This window comes from Streptomyces sp. WMMB 322, from assembly GCF_900090145.1.
Lineage (GTDB): Bacteria > Actinomycetota > Actinomycetes > Streptomycetales > Streptomycetaceae > Streptomyces.
In genome coordinates this window covers 52733-73701 of sequence record NZ_FMHI01000012.1, presented here as the reverse complement: position 1 = coordinate 73701, position 20969 = coordinate 52733, and the positions used below count along the sequence as shown (strand labels likewise).

Here is a 20969-nt window from a genome sequence, read left to right as displayed (position 1 = left end):
GCCTCGTTGCGTCCTGCCGTGGTCAGACCGTGACCAACGCGTCCAACGGGGCATCGTGCAGCGCGGGCTTCAGCCTGTCCCGGCCGCCGAGGAATCCGATCTCCATCAGGACCGCGATGCCGGCGACCTGCGCTCCGGCCCGCCTCACCAGCTCCAGCGAGGCCTCGGCGGTGCCGCCCGTCGCCAGCACGTCGTCGACGATCAGTACCCGGTCCTCCTCGGTGAGGTCCTCGGCGTGCACCTCCATCTCGGCGGTGCCGTACTCCAGCTCGTAGGACTGCGAGAGCGTCGCTCCGGGGAGCTTGCCGGCCTTCCGGACGGGGACGAAGCCGAGACCCGCACGCACCGCCGCCGGGGCGGCGAGGATGAAGCCCCGCGCCTCGAGGCCCACGACCTTGGTGGCCCCGCGCCGGGAGCACAGGGCGCCGAGCGTGTCGGTGAGCACCGTGAACGCCTTGGGGTCGGCGAGCAGCGGAGTGATGTCCTTGAACATCACGCCGGGCACCGGGTAGTCCGCCACGTCCCGGATACGGCCGAGCAGCATCTCCCGGACGGCCTCGGGGGCCGCGGCCTCCGGCTCACTGATGCCGGTCATCGGATCACCTGCGCTTTCCGGAGGGACGGTTGCGGCTGCGGTTCCGGGAGGGCGGCTGGCGCCGCTGGCCGCGGGAGCCGGAGGTCTCGCTCCCGCCGCGCGGGCCGACGACCCCAGCACCGGCTGCCGCGGGGGCACTGCCGTCCAGGACGGGCACGCCGCCGTCGCCGGGGCCCTCGAAGCCGTCGGGCTGCCCGTCCTCCGGCTCGTCCTCGCCGCTCGTCTCACGGTCCTCGTTCTTGAGGCGCTTGGCACGCACACGGCGGGCCAGCGCCTTCATCTCCGGCTGACGCTCCTTGAAGTCCGCGACGAGCGGCGTCGCGATGAAGATCGAGGAGTACGCCCCGGCCGCGAGGCCCACGAAGAGGGAGAGGGCGATGTCGTTGAGCATGCCGCCGCCCAGCAGACCGCCGCCGATGAAGAGCAGCCCCGCGACGGGCAGCAGCGCCACGACCGTCGTGTTGATGGAGCGCACCAGGGTCGAGTTGATGCTGCGGTTGGCGACTTCGCTGTAGGTGTAGCGCGTCTGTTTGGTGACGCCCCGGTTGCTCTCTCTCAGGCTGTCGAAGACGACGACGGTGTCGTAGAGGGAGTAACCGAGAATCGTCAGCAGACCGATGACGGTGCCCGGAGTGACTTCGAACCCGACGAGCGAATAGACGCCGACGGTGATCGTGATGTCGTGGATCAGCGCGATCAACGCAGCCAGAGCCATCCGCCACTCGAAGGCGATGGCCAGATAGATCACCACGAGGACCATGAAGATCCCCAGACCCTGCCACGCCTTGTTGGCGATCTGCTCACCCCAGCTGGGCCCGACGAGCTGGGTGTCGATCCGGTTGGGGTCGACCTTGAGCTCCTTGGCGATGGACTCCTTCACGTCGGTCGACTTGGCCGTGTCCAGACCGGCGATCTGGATGCGCATGCCGCCGTTGCCCAACTGCTGCACGATGGCCTGACGCCCGGAGTCCTTCTCGACGACCTCGGTCGTGTGCTGCACGCTGGCCGTCGTCTTGGGCGTCGTGAGGACCGCGCCGCCCTCGAACTCGATGCCCATGTTGAGGCCGCGTACCACGAGACCCACGATGGCTGTGATCGTGATCAGGATGGAGACGCCGTACCAGAACTTGCGCTTGCCGACGAAGTCGTAGCCGATGTCACCGCGGTAGAGCCGGGCACCGACGTTGCCGAGTCGCGACATCTCAGGCCTCCTTCGGGTCGGTGCGGACGGCGGACGGGCGTCGGCCGCGGCGCAGTGGAGGTTTGGCCCCGAGCCGTGTCGGATCGAGACCGGACCACGGATGGCCGCTGGCGAAGAACTTCGTGCGTGCCAGCACCGTCATCAGCGGCTTGGTGAAGAAGAAGACCACGACGACGTCGAGCAGCGTGGTCAGTCCCAGCGTGAACGCGAAGCCCTGCACCTTGCCGACGGTGACGATGAACAGCACCGCGGCGGCGAGGAACGACACGAAGTCGGAGACCAGGATCGTTCGCCGGGCTCGCGGCCAGCCGCGTTCCACGGCGGGCCGCAGCGTGCGGCCCTCGCGGATCTCGTCGCGGATGCGTTCGAAGTAGACGATGAACGAGTCCGCGGTGATACCGATGGCGACGATCGCACCGCACACGGCCGGCAGGTTGAGCGCAAACCCGATGGCCGGTCCGAGCAGCGACATGAGCGTGTACGTCATCACCGCGGAGACGAGCAGGCTGACAATCGCGATCAGGGACAGCCCGCGGTAGTACGCCACGAGGTAGATCACCACGAGTGCCAGCCCGATCGCACCCGCGATGAGACCGGCCTCCAGCTGATCGCTGCCCAGTGCGGGAGTGACCGTCGTGACGTCCGACTCCTCGAAGGTGAGGGGCAGGGCGCCGTAGGAGAGGATGTTGCCCAGCTCCTGGGCGGACTCCTGGGTGAAGCTGCCGGAGATCTCGGCGTTGGACGACAGCCGCTGGCTCACGGAGGGAGCGGAGACGACCTCGCCGTCCAGGGCGATCGCGAACTGGTTCTGCGGCTGCTGCTTCTTGGCGAGCTCGCCCGTGGTGTCACCGAAGTCGTCGGAGCCCTTGCTGTCGAAGGACATCGTGACGATCCACTGACCGCGCTGCTGGTCGAACTGGGCCTTGGCGTCGGAGACGTTCTTGCCCTCGACCCCGACGGGCCCGAGAACGTACTTGATCTTCTCCTTCGAGTCGCAGGCGAGGACCGGCTCGCTCGACTTGGCGGCGGAGGCGCGCTCGCTCACCTTGGCCTTGGCCCGCTTGCTGTTGCAGTCCAGCTTCTGCAGCTTCTTCGCCAGCTCCGCCGGGACGCCCGGCGGTTGCTGCTGCTGCGGAGGCGCGGTGGGCGGTGCGGTGGGCTTGTCCGGCTTGGGACTGGGCTTGTCGTCGGCGGGCGCGGCCTTCGCCTTGAGCCCGTCGGTGACGGCGCGGCCCTGGTCGCCCTTGCTGCCGTCCTCCTGGCCCTGGCCGCTCTCGGGACCGCTGGAGGGCGGCTTGGAGGGTGACTGCGAGGGCGACTGCTTCGGCGGCTCGGGCTGCTTGGTGGTCGGCATGTACGTCAGCACCGGCCGGAAGGCCAGCTTGGCGGTCGTGCCGACCTGTTCACGCGCCTGCTTCTCGTTGGTGCCGCGGGGGATGTTGGCGATGATGTGCCGGTCGCCCTGGGTCTGGACCTCGGCCTCCGAGACACCCAGACCGTTGACCCGCCGCTCGATGATGCCCACGGCGGTTTGCATGTTGGTCTGGTTGATCGCGTTCGGTTTCCCCGGCTGGTTCTTGGCCTCGAGCGTGATGCTCGTACCTCCGGCGAGATCGATGCCCAGCCGGGGGGTGTGGTGACCGGAGAAGATCGTTCCCCCGGTCAGGCCCACCAGGGCCAGCAGGATCAGCAACAGCGAACGCCACGGTTTCGCGTGGGTGCCCGGGCTCCTGCGGCCTTTCTTCGGTGCTGCCACCTTCTCGTCTCTCCTGTCCCAGCAGCCGGTGCCGGCCCGGGAGTTGAGGGGGGCCGCCACGCGGCGCACAAATGGTCTGCGGACGTGCTCCGCCGCCGGGCCCGGTCAGTGGCCCGGCGGCGCCGACATTACTCGGAGTCGGTGCCCTTCCGCTTGGCATCCTCGGGCCGGTCGTCGCCCTTTGTCTGCTCGTCCTTCGCGTCCGCCGCAGTCGTGGCGTCCTCGGCGGACGAGGAGTCCGCGCCGTCCTCCTTGGCGAAGTCCACCTTGGAGCCGTCGGCGTCGTCGTCCGAGGTGAGCGAGGAGGCGTCGTCCGGGACGACGGTCTCGCCGATCCCGAGCTCGCCGGACGTGCCGTTCACGATCCGCTCGTACTCCTCCTGCTCGAGCACGGCGCCGACGGCGTTCTTGGCGTAGAGGGCGTGCGTACCGGGAGCCACCTCAAGGAGGACCGTGTCGTCGCGGATCTCCTTGACGGTGGCGTACATGCCGCCGATCGTCCGGACACCGGTGCCCGGCGTCATCGCGTCACGCATCTTGGCGGCCTGACGCTGCTTGTTCTTGGCGGACCGGGTCATCAGGAACATGGCCCCGATGAGCACGATGAAGGGGAGGAGAGTAACGATATTCACGGCGGGAGAAAGTCCTTCGACGGACCGCGGGTGAAGCGGCCTGGATTCGGGGTGGGCGTGCCGCCCGTGAAGGCGCGGCGTCGGCGGAGTCTAAGCGAGCCCTCGCCAATGGAACAACGTCAAGCGTGCCACGGGGGTTCCTGGTCGGGCGAGGCTGTCCGCGTCACTCTCCGAACAGCCCCGGCTGTCCCGGTCCCGCCGCGGGATCCGGGCGGCCTGGAGCGGGCGCCGGGCGGGCCGTCCCCAGATGGTCCCAGGCGGCCGGGGTGGCGATGCGGCCCCGCGGTGTGCGGGCCAGCAGTCCCTCCCGCACGAGGAAGGGCTCGGCCACCTCCTCCACGGTCTCCCGCTCCTCCCCCACCGCCACCGCGAGCGTGGAGAGGCCGACGGGGCCGCCTCCGAAGAGCTTCACCAGTGCGCCCAGGACGGCACGGTCGAGCCTGTCCAGGCCCCGCTCGTCCACTTCGTAGACGCCGAGGGCGCGCGAGGCGATCTCGCGGTCGATGACGCCGTCCGCCTTGACCTGGGCGTAGTCACGCACCCGCCGCAGCAGGCGGTTGGCGATGCGCGGCGTGCCGCGTGAGCGGCCCGCGATCTCGGCGGCGCCCTCGGCGTCCGTGCGCACCTCCAGCAGGCGCGCGGAACGGTGGACGACCTGCTCCAGCTCGGCCGGCTCGTAGAACTCCATGTGGGCGGTGAACCCGAACCTGTCGCGCAGCGGCGGAGGCAGCAGCCCCGCCCGCGTCGTGGCCCCCACGAGGGTGAAGGGCGGCAGCTCGAGCGGGATGGCGGTGGCTCCGGGGCCCTTGCCGACGATCACGTCGACGCGGAAGTCCTCCATCGCCATGTAGAGCATCTCCTCGGCGGGGCGCGACATCCGGTGGATCTCGTCGAGGAAGAGGATCTCCCCCTCCTGCAGCGAGGAGAGGATCGCGGCGAGATCCCCGGCGTGCTGGATGGCCGGGCCCGAGGTGATGCGGATGGGGGCGCCCATCTCCGCGGCGATGATCATGGAGAGCGTGGTCTTGCCGAGGCCGGGGGCGCCGGAGAGCAGCACGTGGTCCGCCGTCCCGTTGCGCTGGCGGGCGGCCTTGAGCACCAGGTCGAGCTGTTCGCGCACCTTGGGCTGACCGATGAACTCGCTCAGCTCCCTGGGGCGCAGCGCCGCCTCCACCGCGCTCTCGTCGCTCTCGGCCTCCGGGCCGACGAGACGGTCCGTGCCGTCGTCCGCCGCGCCGGCTCCGCCGTACTCCTCACCGCTCATGGCGACTGCCTCCGACTGTGGTGGTGCACGGGCCGTGCGTGTGGTTCCCGGGCGGCGGCGGAAGCGGGACCGCGTCGCGGTGCCGCAACTGCGGCGCTCCCGGCAAAGCCTCCGCGAGGCTCCTGCGCGGCGTCACCGGGCGGCTCACCGCGCCCGGTTCAGCGTCTGGAGCGCGGCGCGCAGCAGCTGGGGCACCGGGGGTTCCGCGCCGGAGGCCGCCGCCTCCTCGGCCTGCGGGGCGACGGCCTCGACTGCCTCGTCCGCCTCCCGTCCCGCATACCCCAACCCCACGAGCGCGGAGTGCAGTTGGCCGCGCCAGCCACCGGCGCCCGCCGCACCGGCTCCCTGCCCCGGAAGGTGGGCCGCGGCGGCGGAGACGGGCTCGCCGAGGCGGTCCTTCAGCTCCAGCAGCAGCTTCTGCGCGCCCTTCTTCCCGATGCCCGGAACGGCTGTAAGAGCCTTCTCGTCGCCGCTGGAGACGGCTGCCCGCAGCGCGTCGGGCGGGTGGACGGCCAGCATGGCCTGGGCCAGACGCGGCCCGACACCGCTCGCGGTCTGCAGCAACTCGAAGGTCTGCCGGGCGTCTTCGTCGTCGAATCCGTAGAGGGTCAGCGAGTCCTCCCGTACGACGAGGGAGGTTGCGAGCCTGGCGTGCCGCCCGACACGCAGCTGGGCGAGCGTGCCCGGCGTGCACTGCACGGCCATGCCCACGCCGCCCACTTCGACGACTGCGGTGTCGGGGGCGAGTGAGGCGATCGTGCCGGATACGAAGGCGATCATCGGGCGGTGCCTTTCGGGGCTCGTGCGGTGCCGTCCGCGACGGCAGCCTGCGCGCCGGGCGTTCGGGAGGAGGCAGTGGAGTGCCTCGCGTGCGCCTGCTGGAGGCGGTTGAGGCGCTGCTGCACCGGAGCGCGCCAGATGTGGCAGATCGCGAGCGCGAGGGCGTCGGCGGCGTCGGCCGGGCGGGGTGGTCCGTCGAGCCGCAGAAGCCGCATGACCATCGTGCCGACCTGCGCCTTCTCCGCCCTGCCGGCGCCGGTGACCGCGGCCTTCACCTCACTGGGAGTGTGGAGTTCCACGGGCAGGCCGCGGCGTGCGGAGCACAGCATCGCGACCGCGCTCGCCTGAGCCGTCCCCATCACGGTGCGGACGTTGTGCTGGCTGAACACCCGCTCCACGGCGACGGCTTCGGGCCGGTGCGCGTCGAGCCACTGCTCGACCCCCTGCTCGATCAGCACGAGGCGCTCGGCGACGGAGATGTCGGCCGGCGTGCGGACGACGCCGACCGCCTTCATCGTCAGCGGCCTCCCGGCGACGCCCTCGACCACTCCGAGGCCGCAGCGGGTCAGTCCCGGATCGACACCGAGCACACGCACGCCCGTCCTCCTCGCTCACGCCTCGCGCTCCGACTGTGTTCCCGCAGGTTATCGGCAGGCACCGACAATCCGGCGGCAACCTGCCGGTACGGGCACGCCAACAGGCCCGCTCCCGGCGGCAGTTGCGGGACGTCGGCGACGGCGCGGCGCACGCGGCGGGCGGTGGCGGCACGCCCGCGCGGCGGCCGCCCGCGCGGCGGCCGCGCGGTGCCTCAGGCGTCGACCTTCGCCATGACCTCGTCGTCGACGTCGAAGTTGGCGAAGACGTTCTGCACGTCGTCGCTGTCCTCGAGCGCGTCGATCAGCTTGAAGATCTTGCGGGCGCCGTCCTCCTCCAGCGGCACCTGCACGCTGGGCAGGAAGCTGTTGTCGGCGGACTCGTAGTCGATTCCCGCGTCCACCAGGGCGGTGCGCACCGCGACGAGGTCGGTGGCCTCGCTGATGACCTCGAAGTTCTCGCCCAGGTCGTTGACTTCCTCGGCACCGGCCTCGAGGACCGCCGCGAGCACGTCGTCCTCGGAGAGCCCGTCACCGCCCTTGGGGACGATCACGACGCCCTTGCGGTTGAAGAGATACGAGACCGAGCCCGGGTCGGCCATGGAGCCGCCGTTGCGGGTCATGGCGACACGCACGTCGGAGGCGGCGCGGTTGCGGTTGTCGGTGAGGCACTCGATGAGCACCGCGACACCGTTCGGGCCGTAGCCCTCGTACATGATCGTCTCGTAGTCGGCACCGCCCGCCTCGAGGCCGGCGCCGCGCTTGACCGCGCTGTCGATGTTCTTGTTGGGGACCGAGCTCTTCTTCGCCTTCTGAATGGCGTCGTAGAGCGTCGGGTTGCCGTCGGGGTCGGCCCCTCCCGTACGGGCGGCGACCTCGATGTTCTTGATCAGCTTGGCGAAGAGTTTGCCGCGCTTGGCATCGATCACGGCCTTCTTGTGCTTGGTGGTTGCCCACTTAGAGTGGCCGGACACAGCCTCGCTCCTTCGACGTCACCGACATGAACCGACGCGGAGATCCTACCGCCAGCGGCTCAGCGCACCGACCGCCCCGCTCCCCGGCCCGGGGCCCGCGCACCTTCAGGCACGAGCGGTCGAAAACCGGCGCGCACACCGGGTGGTCAGCCCTGCGCGCTGCGCACCATCTCCACGAACATCGCGTGCACGCGGTGGTCACCCGTGAGTTCGGGATGGAAGGACGTCGCCAGCAGGGCGTCCTGGCGCACAGCGACGGTGTGCCCGTCGTGTACGGCCAGGATCTCGGCGCGCTCTCCCGTGGACTCCACCCATGGGGCCCTGATGAACACGCCCTCGACGGGGCCGCCCTGCACGCCCTTGACGTCGAGCGGAGCCTCGAAGGACTCGTTCTGGCGCCCGAAGGCGTTTCGGCGCACGAGCATGTCGATTCCGCCGATGGTCTCCTGCTCCTGCGCGCCGGATGCGACGGGGGCGGCGCCCAGGATCTTGTCCGCGAGCAGGATCATGCCCGCACAGGAACCGTAGGCCGGCATTCCCGCCCGCACGCGCTCGCGCAGCGGCTCCATCAGGCCGAAGAGGGCGGCCAGCTTGGAGATCGTGGTCGACTCGCCGCCGGGGACCACCAGGCCGTCGACCGAGGCCAGTTCCTCGGGCCGCCGCACGGCACACGCGCGGGCGCCCGCTGCCGCCAGGGCGGCGAAGTGCTCGCGGACGTCGCCCTGCAGGGCGAGGACGCCGACGGTGGGGGTGCTCACGAACAGGTCCCTCTCGTGCGGGTGTTGAATTCCTCGCCCGGGTCCGAGGGCGGGTGCGGGGCCGGCGGCGCGAAGCGCCTCACCAGCCGCGGGAGGCGTACCGCTCGCCCTCGGGAAGGGTGTCGCAGTTGATGCCCACCATGGCCTCACCGAGACCGCGTGACGCATCGGCGATGATCTTCGGGTCGTCGTAGAAGGTCGTCGCCTTCACGATCGCCGCGGCACGCTTGGCCGGGTCGCCGGACTTGAAGATCCCGGAGCCGACGAAGACGCCCTCCGCGCCGAGTTGGCGCATCAGCGCGGCGTCCGCGGGGGTGGCGACACCGCCGGCGGAGAAGAGGACCACCGGCAGCTTGCCCAGCGCGGCGACCTCCCTGACCAGCTCGTACGGTGCGCGCAGCTCCTTGGCGGCGCCGTACAGCTCGTGGCTGTCCAGCGACTTGAGCCTGCCGATGTCGCCGTTGATCTGGCGCATGTGCCGCACGGCCTCGACGACGTTCCCCGTGCCCGCCTCCCCCTTGGAGCGGATCATGGCGGCTCCCTCGGAGATGCGCCGCAGGGCCTCTCCGAGATTGGTGGCGCCGCACACGAAGGGCGTGGTGAAGGCGAACTTGTCGCTGTGGTTGACCTCGTCGGCCGGGGTGAGGACCTCGGACTCGTCGATGTAGTCCACGCCCAGCGCCTGGAGGAGCTGGGCCTCGACGAAGTGGCCGATGCGGGACTTGGCCATGACCGGGATGGTGACGGCCTCGATGATGCCCTCGATCATGTCGGGGTCGGACATCCGCGCGACACCGCCGTCCTTGCGGATGTCGGCGGGGACCCGCTCGAGCGCCATGACCGCGACGGCACCGGCGTCCTCGGCGATCTTCGCCTGCTCCGGCGTCACGACGTCCATGATCACGCCGCCCTTGAGCTGCTCGGCCATGCCGCGCTTGACACGCGCGGTGCCGGTCTCGGGGGACTGGGCGGCCGATGTGACAGAGGGCACGGAAGACGGGCTGGACACGTATGACCTCACTCGACAGGAAAAGTACGACAGGACCATGGTAGGTCCGCTGCATACACGGTCCCGGAACGGGGTGGCCTTGGAAAAGGGCCAATTCGGCTGCGGTGGACTGCCCGCCGGGCGCCCCGAAGTACCAGGCGGAGCTCCAGCCCCGCGCCCCTCTGCCCCTCTCGCCCCCTCGCCTCCCTCTCGTCCCCTGCTCGCCCCCTCGTCCGCCTGCCTCTCGCCGAGCAGCCGCCCGCCGCGGCGTCCGCCGCGTCTACCCGGGCGCTCCGTTGCCCCGGTCGGCCAGGGCCGGCGGTGGCTCGTCGTCCATCTCGAAGGCGAGGGGGAAGGGCGCGTAGCCGGCGAGGCGGAGCCAGCGGACGGTGCGGTGGCGCCGGAGCGCACGCGCGGCGCGCACCGCGTCGTTGTGGAAACGGCGGGCCATCGGTACCCGCCGTACGGCCGCGGCGAGTTCGACGGCCGCGTCCTCTCCGCCCGGCGCCGCACGTACGGCCTCGACCTGGGCGCCGGTGTCGAAGACGGCTCGCAGCGCCTGGCTGAGTTCGCTCTCGGCGACCTCACGCTGCTCCTCCGGTGCCTGTCTGGCGTCGTGCGCGGCCTGGTACAGGACCATCGACGCCGCCGGGTCGAGCACCCCGGCGGTCGCCAGCTCCTGTGCGATGGAGGCGCGCCGGAGCAACTGCGCGTCCAGCGCCGCACGCGCGGCGTCGATGCGGGCGTGCAGCCGGTCGAGGCGTCCGGCGGTCCAGCTGAGGTAGACGCCGATGAGCAGCACGGCTACGACGAGCAGGATCACAGTGGTCATGGTGGGCATCGCTGCCGCGCTCTCCCTCGTTCGTCAGCTGTCTGCGGGCACTTCGGCCGTCACCGGCCGCACGCGTGCGGGCCGCCGGGCCGCCCGGCGCGGTCCGGACCGGCGGCACACGCCCCGGGCCACCCGGCGCGTTCAGTCACGGGCCAGGCCGAAACGGGCGCGGAATCCGATGCGTTCGTCGGGCGCCACGGCGGCTGCGCCGTCGGCGACGGTCTCGTAGACGGAGAGGATGTCGGCGCCGACAGTGGACCAGTCGAAGCGCCGGACGTGGCGGCTCCCGTATGTGCGCAGCCGCTCCCGCCGCTCCGTGTCGCTCAGCAGCCGCACGGCGGCGTCCGCGAGGGCGTCGGGGTCCTCGTTCGGGAAGAGTTCGCCGGCCCCTCCCCCGTCGAGCACCTGGGCGAAGGCGTCCAGGTCGCTGGCGAGCACCGGCGCACCGGCCGACATGGCCTCGACGAGGATGATCCCGAAGGACTCGCCTCCGGTGTTGGGCGCGACGTACAGGTCGACGCTGCGCAGCAGGCGCGCCTTGTCCTCGTCGCTGACCATGCCGAGGAACTCGACCCGCTCCCGCACGTGTTCGGGAAGGCCGCCGACCGCCTCCTCCTCGTCGCCCCGCCCGGCGACCAGCAGCCGCGTACCGGGCAGCGATCGGAGAATGCGGGGCAGGGCCTTCATCAGGACGGGAAGTCCCTTGCGCGGCTCGTCGATCCGTCCGATGAAGCCGATCGTGCCGCCCTGCCATTCGGCCTTCGGCTGGGCGCGCGCGAAGAAGTCCACGTCGACGCCGTTGGGGATGACGACGGCGTCGCCGCCGAGGTGCTCGACGAACGTGCGCCGCGCGTACTCGCTCACCGCGATCCGCGCACTGATCTTCTCCAGCGCCGGCTGCAGGATCGGGTACGCCGCGATCATCGCCCGCGAGCGCGGGTTGGAGGTGTGGAACGTGGCGACGATGGGGCCCTGCGCCGCCCAGCAGGTGAGCAGCGCGAGGGAGGGCGTGGCCGGCTCGTGGATGTGCAGCACGTCGAACCGGCCGTCGTGCACCCAGCGCCGTACGCGGGCCGCGGAGAGGAAGCCGAAGTTCAGCCGCGCGACGGAGCCGTTGTAGGGAACGGGAACGGCGCGGCCCGCGGAGACGACGTACGGCGGCAGCGGAGTCTCGTCGTCCGACGGCGCCAGCACGGACACCTCGTGCCGCAGACCGTCCAGGTGTTCCGCCAGGTCGCGCACGTGAAACTGCACGCCGCCCGGGACGTCCCAGGAGTACGGGCAGACGATGCCGATCCTCATCTCTCCCGCTCCTCCCCGTACTTCGCGTGCCCGGCCGCGCCGTCCTCCTCCGGGGCGGTGGCCGCACCCCCCGCTCCCGGACGGGCCGGCAGGTCCGCGAGCCACAGCCGCTGCAGCATGTGCCAGTCCTGCGGGTGCTCGGCGATGCCCCCGGCGAATGCGTCCGCCACGGACTGCGTCATGACGGCGGACTTCTCGGCCCGCGTGCCCTGCGAGGGCACCGGGACCGGCGGATGCACCCTCCCTTCCATCCTCGGCGACTCCCCGTACCAGAGGGTCACCGGCAGCAGCGTCGCTCCGGTCTGCTGTGCGAGCAGGGCGGGACCGGCGGGCATCCGCGTCCGTTCGCCGAAGAAGCTCACCTCGATCCCGGACGAGGACAGGTCCCGGTCGGCGACGAGACACACCAGGCCGCCGTCCCGCAGCCTGCGCGCGAGCGTGCCGAAGGCGGCGCCGCCCGAGTGCGGGAGCACCTCCATGCCGAGCCCTTCCCGGTAGGCGACGAACCGGTCGAAGAGCGACTCGGGCCTGAGGCGTTCGACGACGGTGCTGAAGGGCGTCTTCAGGACGGTGGTGACGTACGCGCCTGCCAGGTCCCAGTTGGCCAGGTGCGGCAGGGCGAGGATCACTCCGCGCTCCGACGCGATGCCGTCGGTGAGCAGGTGCAGGTCGTGGATGTGCACGCTGTCCTGTATGTGCCGCTCACGCCAGACGGGCAGCCGGAACGATTCCATCCAGTACCGCAGGTACGAGCGCATCCCCGCCTGTGAGAGCTGCCTGAGGCTCTGCTGCGAGGCTCCGGGCACCACACGCGCCAGGTTCGCCTCGAGCTGCCGCACGCCCCTTCCGCGCCGCTTCCAGACGGTGTCCGCGATGCTCCGGCCCAGGGCCGCCGCTGCGGGTTCCGGGAGTCGGCGCACGCCGGCCCAGCCCAGCCCGTACAGCGAATCGGTCAGCCGGTCGCGGGCGCCGCTCACGCCGCACCCGTCCCTTCCGCCTCGGCGGCCTCGCGCCGCACGGTCACCATCCGCTGGCCGAGCGTGACGAGGCTGCCGAGCGCGACGACCCACAGCGCGACGGGCAGCAGCACGCCGATGTAGGGGACGCCGAAGGTCGTGAAGCCCGAGAAGCCGGCCAGGACGAGCGTGATCACGAGCCGCTCGGCGCGCTCCACCAGGCCGTTGACGTTCACCGGCAGCCCGATGCTCTCCCCTCGGGCCTTCGTGTAGGAGACCACCTGGCCGCTGGCGAGGCAGAAGATCGTCACGCCGCACATCAGGACGCTGTCGCCGCCTCCCGCGTACCACAGCGCGATGCCGCCGAAGACGGCCGCGTCCGCGACGCGGTCGAGGGTCGAGTCGAGGAAGGCGCCCCACCGGCTGGAGCGGCCCAGCTGCCGCGCCATGGTGCCGTCGACGAGATCGGAGAAGACGAACAGCGTGATGACGACGGTGCCCCAGAAGAACTCGCCGAGCGGGTAGAAGACCAGCGCTCCCGCAACGACCCCTCCGGTGCCGATCAGCGTGACCGTGTCCGGGCTCACTCCCAGTCGCAGCAGCAGCGTCGCGAAAGGAGTGAGAACACGCGTGAAGAACGCACGCGCGTACTTGTTCAGCATGGTGGTCCCGTTGATCGATGGCGGGCCCGGCGGCGGATACGGCCACCGGCGGGCCCATGTTAGCCAGGCGCGCCGAGCCGTGTTTCCAGGGTCCGCGGCACCGTCCCTTCCTACGTATGGACGCGTGCCGGGAGCGGTGGAAAGCTCGAAGTACCGCGGTTTTCGCGACGAAGCCAGATGAGCCGGCACGTGTCGACCGGAAGGCGGGACACATGGGCGACAAGGCGAACACACACCCCGGAGCCGCCGGCAGGGCAGCGGCGGCCGACCACCCCTCCCAGCTGCGGAACGTGGTCCTGGTCGGCCACAGCGGATCGGGAAAGACCACGCTCGTCGAAGCACTCGCCCTGGCCTCCGGGGCGGTGACGAGAGCAGGAAGGGTGGAGGACGGCGGATCCCTCTCCGACTACGACGAGATCGAGCACCGCCAGCACCGGTCGGTGCAGCTCTCACTGGTGCCGGTCGAGTGGGAAGGCATCCGGATCAATCTGCTGGACACCCCCGGATACGCGGATTTCGTCGGGGAGTTGAGGGCCGGTCTGCGGGCAGCGGACGCGGCCCTTTTCGTCGTCTCGGCGGCCGACGGTCTCGACGGCGCGACGCGGCTGGTGTGGGAGGAGTGCGCGGCGGTCGGGATGCCGCGCGCCATCGTCGTGACTCATCTCGACGCCGCACGGGCCGACTTCGAGGAAATGGTCTCGGTCTGCCAGAGCGTCTTCGGCGGGGACGACCCCGACGCCGTCCTCCCCCTCTACCTGCCGCTGCGCGGCGCGGAGGGCTCCGACGGGCACGCACCCGTGGAGGGCCTGACGGGGCTGCTCTCCCAGCGCGTCTACGACTACTCGTCCGGGACGCGCACCGAGCGGGAGCCGGGGCCCGAACTGCTGCCGCAGATCGAGGAGTCCAGGAACCGGCTCATCGAGGGGATCATCTCCGAGAGCGAGGACGAGACCCTCATGGACCGCTATCTCGGCGGCGAGGAGTGCGACGTCCCGACGCTCATCCAGGACCTGGAGAAGGCCGTCGCGCGCGGCGTCTTCCATCCCGTGCTGGCGGCGGCGCCCGCCGCCGACGGCGCACGGCACGGCCTGGGCACCGTGGAACTGCTGGAGTTGATCACGGGCGGCTTCCCCTCGCCCCTGGAGCACGAGATCCCCGCCGTCACCACGCCGGAGGGCAAGCCCCGCCCGGCGCTGACCTGCGACGCCGACGGCCCGCTGGTCGCCGAGGTCGTCAAGACCTCCTCGGACCCGTACGTCGGCCGCATCTCACTCGTCCGTGTCTTCTCCGGCACGCTCCGTCCCGACGAGACCGTGCACGTCTCCGGTCACGGACTGGAGGACCGTGGGCACGAGGACCACGACGTCGACGAGCGGATAGGGGCGCTGTCCGCACCGTTCGGCAAGCAGCAGCGTCCCCTGTCCAAGGCCGTGGCCGGCGACCTCGCGTGCGTGGCCAAGCTGACCCGCGCGGAGACGGGCGACACTCTGTCCGCCAAGGACGACCCGCTTCTGATGGAACCGTGGGTGATGCCGGACCCGTTGCTGCCGGTCGCCATCAAGGCGCACACGAAGGCCGACGAGGACAAGCTCTCGCAAGGGCTCTCCCGGCTCGTCGCAGAGGATCCGACGATGCGGCTGGAGCAGAACCCGGACACCCACCAGCTCGTCCTGTGGTGCCTGGGCGAGGCGCACATGGGCGTCGCACTGGAGCGGCTGCGTGCCCGCTACGGCGTCAACGTCGATTCCGTGCCGCACAAGGTGTCGTTGCGGGAGACGTTCGCCGAGAGCGCGGAGGGCCGCGGCAGGCACGTCAAACAGTCCGGCGGACACGGGCAGTTCGCGATCTGCGACATCAAGGTGGAGCCGCTGCCGGGCGGTTCGGGAATCGAGTTCGTCGACAAGGTCGTCGGCGGGGCCGTGCCCCGGCAGTTCATCCCCTCGGTGGAGAAGGGCATTCGCGCCCAGGCCGCAAAGGGCCTCGCCGCCGGCTACCCCCTCGTCGACTTCCGGGTGACGCTGTACGACGGCAAGGCCCACTCGGTGGACTCCTCCGACGCCGCATTCCAGACGGCGGGTGCGCTCGCGCTGCGCGAGTGCGCGTCCAAGGCGCGCATCCATCTGCTCGAACCCGTCGCGGAGTTGCAGGTGGACGTCGAGGACGAGTACGTCGGTTCGGTGATGAGCGACCTGTCCGGCCGGCGCGGAAAGGTCTCCGGCACCGAGCAGGCCACCGACGGGCACACCCTCGTACGGGCACAGATCCCGGAGATCGAGATCAGCCGCTACGCCGTGGAATTGCGCTCGCTCTCCCACGGGACGGGCCGCTTCGCCCGCTCGTACGCCTGCCACGAACCGATGCCCCAGCAGCTGGCCGGCAAGATCCTGGAAGCCGCGCAGAACGGCGGCTGACTGCGGCTACGCTGGACAAAGCACGTGAAGAGGTGTGCCGGCCACGGCAGTTGGGAATGTGCTGTGGTCGGCACCGCACGTGGGCGGGCAGCGCCGAGGCTTGACGAAGTGGGGGCTCAGTGGCCGGGTTCGAGGATTTCGAAGGGATCGAGGCCGCGTCCGATTTCAGTCCGGGCGCCCAGGTGCCCCTCTCGGGTTCGGGCGGCCAGACCGCGGCCACCCAGGCCCTCGCCTCCGCCGCGTACCGGGACGGCCCGATAACGGAACTGATCAAGGCGAACGACGGCGCGAAGGTGAAGCCCCCGCGCGTCTCGCTGTTCGAGCCGAACCTGGGCGAGGCGTTTTCGCGCGCCGTGCAGGTGCGGCTGCTGGGAGGGGCCCGAAAGGCACTCATCCAGTCCTTCGGCATCGAGCCGCAGACGGTCGTCGAGCACTGCCTGGCGGCCACCCGCATCCGTAAGGACCGCGACACCCGGCTGACCGTCATCATGGTCATCTTCGGGGTGCTGTTCCTGCCGGGGACGCTGCTGTGGCTGCTGGCCTTCCAGCTGCGCCGCGCCCTCGCCGGAGCCCAGGACAAGCGGATGGGCGCCTTCGGCATCGCCGCCATGATCGCACTGGGCGGTCTGGCGGTTCTGTTCGTACTCAAGCTCCCCTTCGACGGAGTGCTCGGCATCTACCTGCGCGGCATGCTCATCGTGCCGGTCGTCGGCTGGCTGTGGGCGAAGCAGGTCTGCGAGCGCTCGGCCAAGATGCTCCGCGGGCAGTGGGAGCAGCTGCTGGGCGGCAGCGGCGTCGGGGCGAAGATCCCCGAGGCGGTCCCGCAGGACCCGGGGGACGCGAGCGCCGAACGCATCCGGCTGGGTCTGGCCAAGCTCAGCGCCGAGCAGGCCAGCAACCTCGTCTACTACGCGGGCCCCAAGGGGATACTCGGCATGGGCACCCGCTGGGGCAGCTGGCAGCTCGCCGAGGAGCTGGTCCCGAAGGACCCGGCGGCCGACATCAACCCCTTCCGCAGCTGGGACGTGGTGCGCGCCATCCACGACCAGCTGCGCAGGCTCGAGCGCGGACCGCTGCACACCGGCGGCTTCCCCACACCGTCGATACGGCACTGGATCGTCTCCCCCATCGGCGAGGGCGCCGGCGAGGTCAAGCGCCCCGAGGGCCAGGAGGTCGAGGGGTACCGCATCAAGGACTTCGAGATACAGCGCATCTGCAACGAGCAGCAGTTCGGCGCCGGCGACAGGCACTACCTCGGCGTCCAGTTCGTCCTCTGGGACGGGCAGTTGGTGATCACGCTGCTGATCACCGTGACCGTGCTCCACCACACGCTGCGCATCGAGGTCACGGGGCATGCCCTGGGCCCCGTGCATCCGCTGTTCACCACGAAGCCCAAGGCCAAGACCAAGGAGGTCTCCAAGAGCGTGAAGTTCTGGGAGACCAAGGAGGTCAACCTGCCGCTGGTGGAGGCCAAGGAAGTGGTCCGGCTCACGGCCCGCGCGCCCTTCACCTGGTTCCCCCCGGTGCTGGACTTCCTCGGCGGCAAGCTGACGCTTCCGGAACCGTTCGGTCTGCGCCACGCCTGGGCCGACAAGCCCTGGCGGCACCGCTTCATGGCCGACGACGCGCTGCGCGCGGCCACTCCGGTGCTGCGTGTCGTGCACGCGGCGGCGATGCGCATACTCGACGAGAACGGCTGCGACACCCAGCAGTTCGGCACCCGCTCCCTCTTCCTCAGCTCTCAGGTGCAGGGCGCCGAGCCGACGAAGGCCGACGTCTACGACGCGTGAACCGGCGGCGGCGCGGCAGCCCCGCCGGCATCAGGGGCGTCGTGGCCTGCGGCCGGTCCCGGGCCGCGCGGGCGTTCGCGTCGCCCGCCGCCCGCCCCGCTCACACGTCGAGAGTGACCGAACAGATCCAGCCGTGCGGGCCGCGGCGGAAGACCAGCTCGTGCAGGGTCACCGCCTTCGGCGCTGCCCCGGTGACCGGCAGCGGGGCGACCTCGGCCATGTGCAGGGCGGCCCGCAGACCGCCGGGGACCTGGGTCAGCGTCATCTGCACCGGGATTTCGCCGTCGGTGTCGAGCCGGTAGACCAACTCCTCGAGCAGCGTTCTGAGCAGGTCCTCGTCCGTCTCCGGCCGCACCGTGACCTCCCGCTTCCGCACGGGGGCCGTCCCTCTCACGTCCAGGAACGACTCGCACACGCCACGCACCGCGTGCGCCAGGCACTCCTCACGGGTGGGGCCCCATGCCTCCACCCGCAGGTCCGCCGTGTGCGGGACGGTGCGGTGCCCGCCCCGCCCCTCGGCACTGCCGGGTGACACCATGGCGCGGCCTCCTCGTGAGTTGCCCGTCATGGTCAATGCTCCGCCGACGGGGGCGGGGCCGCGGCAGCGCGTTACTCCGGATGCGTGGCGGGAGTGGCGAGCTGAGAATGGAGTCTGGTTGAGGGCCTCAGGGGACATACGAGACCCGTGTGCCTCTGGGAACGCCGCCCTCTGTGCCTGAATCGAGGAGGCTGCCATGACCATCGCCCGAGACGTCATGCACACCGGCGCCCACTGCGTGGGCGAACACGAGACGCTGGAGACCGCGGCGCGCCACATGCGCGACAAGGACGTCGGTGTCCTGCCGATCTGCAGTGACGACGACAAGCTCCGCGGCATCGTCACGGACCGCGACATCATCGTGAAGTGCATCGCGGCCGGCGGGGATCCGAAGAAGATGACCGCCGGGGAGCTGATAGCCGGCAAGCCGGTCACGGCGACGGCGGAGATGGACATCAGGCAGGTGCTGGAGACCATGGAGGAGCACCAGGTCCGGCGCATGCCGATCCTCGACAACGACAAGCGGCTGGTCGGGATCATCAGCGAGGCGGATCTCGCCCGCAACCTGCCCGAGAGGGAGGTCGGCCGCTTCGTCGAGGCCGTGGTGGCCCGCAGCATCTGAGCCGCGAGCCGGGCCCCCAGCGCGTGCGCACACCGTGGCGGCAAGTCGCGGACCAGTTCGCGTTCGCGCGGGCCCGGTCTGCGTCATGCCGGGTGCCGGAGCGCTGGAGGCCCGGGATTCACCGGCCCGCCTCTTCGGCAGCCCGGCAGTGTCCGGGGGGCGGGCGGGGCGGCCCCGCACGTGGGCCCTTCGGCCCCTGCACGGATGACCTCCGGGCGGCCAGGGTGGAACCAGCACTCAGTGACAGGAGGCTGGCATGAGGCGAACGGTGCAACAGCGGGCTCCCGAGATCCAGGTGGCGACCCGGGGCGAACTGTCGCCGGACGCCGCCGACTACGCGCAGCGGAAGGTGCAGGCGCTGCTGTCCCGGGCACCGGAACCGGTCCTCTACGGCCGGGTCAGGCTGACGCGCACGGCGAACCCCGCCACGCGGCGCCCGGTGACCGCCCAGGCCAGCCTGGACGTCAACGGACGCGTCGCACGCGCCCAGGTTGCCGGCAGGACGGCGACGGAGGCGGCGGACCTCCTGCACGACAGGCTCGGGGAACGGCTGGACCGGCTGGCCCGGAACTGGGAGGCCCGGCGCGGCGGGATGCCCGTGTCCGCCCCGAACGAGTGGCGGCATCTCAGCGAGCCGACCCATCATCCCGACTACTTCCCCCGGCCGCCCGAAGAGCGGCAGGTCGTCCGGCACAAGTCGTTCACCCTGGACCGGGAGACCCCGGACGAGGCGGCCTTCGAGCTGGAGATGATGGACTACGGCTTTCAGCTGTTCACCGACATCGGCACCGGGGAGGACAGCGTGCTCTACCGGGCCGGCCCCACGGGATACCGGCTCGCCCAGCTGCACCCCCGCCCCCTCGGGACGGAGACCTCTGCTGTGCCGCTGACCGTCAGCGACCTCCCCGCCCCGCGGCTGACGGTCGACGAGGCGAGGGAGAGGCTCGATCTGGCCGGGTTCCCGTTCGTGTTCTTCGCCGATGCGGCCACCGGCCGCGGAAGCGTGCTGTACCACCGCTACGACGGCCACTACGGCCTGGTCACCCCCGCCGAGTAGGCCCACCGTCCGGGCCGGCCGGGCACGTCCGTGTGCACCATCCGTGCCCACCCGGCGGGGGCATGGCATCGAAGCACTGCTCCGGCGGGCTGCCGCGGTTCCGGACGTGAAGAACCGTTCGTCTGGCCGAGGAGGCCCGTATGAAAACGGTCACTGACATCAGCGACGGCGTCCTGACGAACCTGCTGGCCGGCCACGCGCCGGTGATATCGGTGTACTACGCCCTGGACGCCCGCCCCGAGCAGGAGGAAGACGCCGAGCTGCGCTGGAAGGCCCTCGTCCAGCAGCTGGCCGAGCAGACCACCGACGGCAGGGAGGCCATGCAGGCCGTTGCCCGGCAGGCGCTTGCGGCGCTGCCCGGTTCCGGCACGCTTGCCGCCTTCGCCTCGGACGGCGAGCTGGTCCACGTCACCGAGATGCCGGGGGGCCGGCAGACCGACCTCGTCATGTACGGACCGCTGCCGCACCTGCTGCCCGTGCTGGAGTGGCGGCAGGACCACCCCGCGTACGTGCTGGCCGTGTGCGACCGCACCGGTGCAGACCTGGAGATCTGCCCGGAGGCCGGCACCAGGCCGGTCCGGGAGACCGTCGACGGCCCCGACGACGAGATCGTACGGAACGCGCCCGGCGGCTGGTCCCAGATGCGCTATCAGCACCGCGCGGAGGATTCCTGGGAACACAACGCCGCACACGTCGCCGACGCCCTCAGCCGGGCCGTGGCCCGCGTCTCGGCGCGTGTGGTGCTGCTCGCCGGAGACGTGCGCGCCGTGCAGTACGTGACCAAGCACCTGCCCAAGGCCGTGCGGCATCAGGTGCGCATTCGTGGGGTGAGCGGGAGCCGCAGCCACGACGGGGCCTTCGACGGCCGCAGGGCACAGGTCGAAGCGGAGCGGCGCGGCGAGGGCGAGCGGCAGACGCGGGAGCTGCTGCAGGAGATGGCCGAGGAGCGCGGCCCCCGGGGCCGCACCGTGGAGGGGGTGCGGGAGACCACGGAAGCCCTCGCCCGCGGGCAGGTCCGCACCCTCGTGCTCACGCACGATCCGAGTGACACCCGCACCGCGTGGTTCGGCCCCGGGCCCACCGACATCGCGGACCGCGAGATGCCCGACCGCGGCGGCCCCCGCCTGTCGCCCGGCTCTCTGGCGGACGTGGCGGCACGGGCCGCGCTTCTCACCGACGCCGACGTGCGTGTCGTCCCGCCCGGCACGGAGGGGGCGCCTGCCCACGGGGTGGGGGCGCTGCTCCGGTACACATGAGC

Annotated in this window: 20 protein-coding genes; 5 read left to right on the top strand and 15 right to left on the bottom strand. The window is 71.1% G+C overall.

From position 1 onward, the window contains the following. Positions 1 to 22: 22 nt before the first annotated feature. From H180DRAFT_RS19180 to pgsA, 14 genes are all read right to left on the bottom strand, one after another. Positions 23 to 595, bottom strand: coding sequence for an adenine phosphoribosyltransferase (locus H180DRAFT_RS19180; RefSeq protein ID WP_055487325.1), 573 nt, complete (start codon positions 593 to 595; stop codon positions 23 to 25). A gap of 4 nt (positions 596 to 599) precedes the next feature. Then, entirely contained in the window at positions 600 to 1796 is a 1197-nt protein-coding gene (secF, locus tag H180DRAFT_RS19175; RefSeq protein ID WP_055487324.1) for a protein translocase subunit SecF, read from the bottom strand. Position 1797: 1 nt separating this feature from the next. Continuing rightward, positions 1798 to 3552, bottom strand: a complete 1755-nt coding sequence (gene secD, locus H180DRAFT_RS19170) for a protein translocase subunit SecD (RefSeq protein ID WP_055487425.1) — start codon at positions 3550 to 3552, stop codon at positions 1798 to 1800. A 128-nt stretch (positions 3553 to 3680) separates the two neighbouring features. Continuing rightward, entirely contained in the window at positions 3681 to 4184 is a 504-nt protein-coding gene (gene yajC, locus H180DRAFT_RS19165; protein ID WP_055487323.1) for a preprotein translocase subunit YajC, read from the bottom strand. 163 nt (positions 4185 to 4347) lie between these two features. Then, positions 4348 to 5448 carry a Holliday junction branch migration DNA helicase RuvB gene (gene ruvB, locus H180DRAFT_RS19160; protein WP_055487322.1) on the bottom strand — a complete coding sequence of 367 codons (1101 nt, stop codon included), beginning with the start codon at positions 5446 to 5448 and terminating at the stop codon, positions 4348 to 4350. 144 nt (positions 5449 to 5592) lie between these two features. Continuing rightward, positions 5593 to 6228: a Holliday junction branch migration protein RuvA gene (gene ruvA / locus H180DRAFT_RS19155; RefSeq protein WP_055487321.1), complete on the bottom strand. Its 636-nt coding sequence runs from the start codon at positions 6226 to 6228 to the stop codon at positions 5593 to 5595. Continuing rightward, entirely contained in the window at positions 6225 to 6824 is a 600-nt protein-coding gene (gene ruvC / locus H180DRAFT_RS19150; RefSeq protein WP_055487320.1) for a crossover junction endodeoxyribonuclease RuvC, read from the bottom strand. The genes ruvA and ruvC overlap by 4 nt, the downstream gene beginning before the upstream one ends. A gap of 212 nt (positions 6825 to 7036) precedes the next feature. After that, positions 7037 to 7795, bottom strand: a complete 759-nt coding sequence (locus tag H180DRAFT_RS19145) for a YebC/PmpR family DNA-binding transcriptional regulator (RefSeq protein WP_055487319.1) — start codon at positions 7793 to 7795, stop codon at positions 7037 to 7039. 146 nt (positions 7796 to 7941) lie between these two features. Further along, positions 7942 to 8553 (bottom strand): pyridoxal 5'-phosphate synthase glutaminase subunit PdxT, encoded by a 612-nt coding sequence (gene pdxT / locus H180DRAFT_RS19140; protein ID WP_055487318.1) that lies wholly within the window; start codon positions 8551 to 8553, stop codon positions 7942 to 7944. A 79-nt stretch (positions 8554 to 8632) separates the two neighbouring features. Continuing rightward, positions 8633 to 9562 (bottom strand): pyridoxal 5'-phosphate synthase lyase subunit PdxS, encoded by a 930-nt coding sequence (gene pdxS / locus H180DRAFT_RS19135; RefSeq protein ID WP_074466875.1) that lies wholly within the window; start codon positions 9560 to 9562, stop codon positions 8633 to 8635. Positions 9563 to 9821: 259 nt separating this feature from the next. Further along, complete coding sequence (locus H180DRAFT_RS19130) at positions 9822 to 10382, bottom strand: LemA family protein (protein ID WP_175437797.1); 561 nt, start codon at positions 10380 to 10382, stop codon at positions 9822 to 9824. Between the two features lie 132 nt (positions 10383 to 10514). Continuing rightward, the gene (locus tag H180DRAFT_RS19125; RefSeq protein WP_055487316.1) at positions 10515 to 11675 is read right to left on the bottom strand and encodes a glycosyltransferase family 4 protein; all 1161 of its coding nucleotides are present in this window, start codon (positions 11673 to 11675) and stop codon (positions 10515 to 10517) included. Continuing rightward, the gene (locus tag H180DRAFT_RS29215; protein ID WP_055487315.1) at positions 11672 to 12652 is read right to left on the bottom strand and encodes a phosphatidylinositol mannoside acyltransferase; all 981 of its coding nucleotides are present in this window, start codon (positions 12650 to 12652) and stop codon (positions 11672 to 11674) included. The genes H180DRAFT_RS19125 and H180DRAFT_RS29215 overlap by 4 nt, the downstream gene beginning before the upstream one ends. Then, positions 12649 to 13293, bottom strand: a complete 645-nt coding sequence (gene pgsA / locus H180DRAFT_RS29210; protein WP_055487314.1) for a phosphatidylinositol phosphate synthase — start codon at positions 13291 to 13293, stop codon at positions 12649 to 12651. The genes H180DRAFT_RS29215 and pgsA overlap by 4 nt, the downstream gene beginning before the upstream one ends. Positions 13294 to 13505: 212 nt before the next feature. On the opposite strand from pgsA, the gene H180DRAFT_RS19110 reads away from it, so the two are divergent. Further along, positions 13506 to 15704 carry an elongation factor G-like protein EF-G2 gene (locus tag H180DRAFT_RS19110; RefSeq protein ID WP_055487313.1) on the top strand — a complete coding sequence of 733 codons (2199 nt, stop codon included), beginning with the start codon at positions 13506 to 13508 and terminating at the stop codon, positions 15702 to 15704. Positions 15705 to 15823: 119 nt separating this feature from the next. Next, on the top strand, positions 15824 to 17494 hold the full coding sequence (locus tag H180DRAFT_RS19105; protein ID WP_055487312.1) for a hypothetical protein: 1671 nt from the start codon (positions 15824 to 15826) through the stop codon (positions 17492 to 17494). A gap of 100 nt (positions 17495 to 17594) precedes the next feature. Here the strand turns inward: H180DRAFT_RS19105 and H180DRAFT_RS19100 are convergent, their stop codons facing one another. Continuing rightward, positions 17595 to 18032 (bottom strand): archease, encoded by a 438-nt coding sequence (locus H180DRAFT_RS19100; protein WP_055487311.1) that lies wholly within the window; start codon positions 18030 to 18032, stop codon positions 17595 to 17597. Between the two features lie 196 nt (positions 18033 to 18228). Between H180DRAFT_RS19100 and H180DRAFT_RS19095 the strand changes: the two genes are divergently transcribed. The 3 genes from H180DRAFT_RS19095 (at position 18229) to H180DRAFT_RS19085 (ending at position 20967) form a co-directional block, all read left to right on the top strand. Beyond that, a complete protein-coding gene (locus H180DRAFT_RS19095; protein WP_055487310.1) occupies positions 18229 to 18654 on the top strand; it encodes a CBS domain-containing protein in 426 nt (141 codons plus the stop codon). A 256-nt stretch (positions 18655 to 18910) separates the two neighbouring features. Further along, a complete protein-coding gene (locus H180DRAFT_RS19090; RefSeq protein ID WP_055487309.1) occupies positions 18911 to 19711 on the top strand; it encodes a sigma 54 modulation/S30EA ribosomal C-terminal domain-containing protein in 801 nt (266 codons plus the stop codon). 140 nt (positions 19712 to 19851) lie between these two features. Then, positions 19852 to 20967, top strand: coding sequence for a baeRF2 domain-containing protein (locus H180DRAFT_RS19085; RefSeq protein WP_055487308.1), 1116 nt, complete (start codon positions 19852 to 19854; stop codon positions 20965 to 20967). Positions 20968 to 20969: the final 2 nt, after the last annotated feature.

Bases quoted from the DNA above. Each gene is read 5' to 3' on its own strand.
- H180DRAFT_RS19180 (WP_055487325.1), bottom strand. From the start codon at position 595: ATGACCGGCATCAGTGAGCCGGAGGCCGCGGCCCCCGAGGCCGTCCGG.
- secF (WP_055487324.1), bottom strand. From the start codon at position 1,796: ATGTCGCGACTCGGCAACGTCGGTGCCCGGCTCTACCGCGGTGACATC.
- ruvB (WP_055487322.1), bottom strand. From the start codon at position 5,448: ATGAGCGGTGAGGAGTACGGCGGAGCCGGCGCGGCGGACGACGGCACG.
- ruvA (WP_055487321.1), bottom strand. From the start codon at position 6,228: ATGATCGCCTTCGTATCCGGCACGATCGCCTCACTCGCCCCCGACACC.
- H180DRAFT_RS19130 (WP_175437797.1), bottom strand. From the start codon at position 10,382: ATGCCCACCATGACCACTGTGATCCTGCTCGTCGTAGCCGTGCTGCTC.
- H180DRAFT_RS19125 (WP_055487316.1), bottom strand. From the start codon at position 11,675: ATGAGGATCGGCATCGTCTGCCCGTACTCCTGGGACGTCCCGGGCGGC.
- pgsA (WP_055487314.1), bottom strand. From the start codon at position 13,293: ATGCTGAACAAGTACGCGCGTGCGTTCTTCACGCGTGTTCTCACTCCT.
- H180DRAFT_RS19110 (WP_055487313.1), top strand. From the start codon at position 13,506: ATGGGCGACAAGGCGAACACACACCCCGGAGCCGCCGGCAGGGCAGCG.
- H180DRAFT_RS19100 (WP_055487311.1), bottom strand. From the start codon at position 18,032: ATGGTGTCACCCGGCAGTGCCGAGGGGCGGGGCGGGCACCGCACCGTC.
- H180DRAFT_RS19095 (WP_055487310.1), top strand. From the start codon at position 18,229: ATGACCATCGCCCGAGACGTCATGCACACCGGCGCCCACTGCGTGGGC.
- H180DRAFT_RS19090 (WP_055487309.1), top strand. From the start codon at position 18,911: ATGAGGCGAACGGTGCAACAGCGGGCTCCCGAGATCCAGGTGGCGACC.
- H180DRAFT_RS19085 (WP_055487308.1), top strand. From the start codon at position 19,852: ATGAAAACGGTCACTGACATCAGCGACGGCGTCCTGACGAACCTGCTG.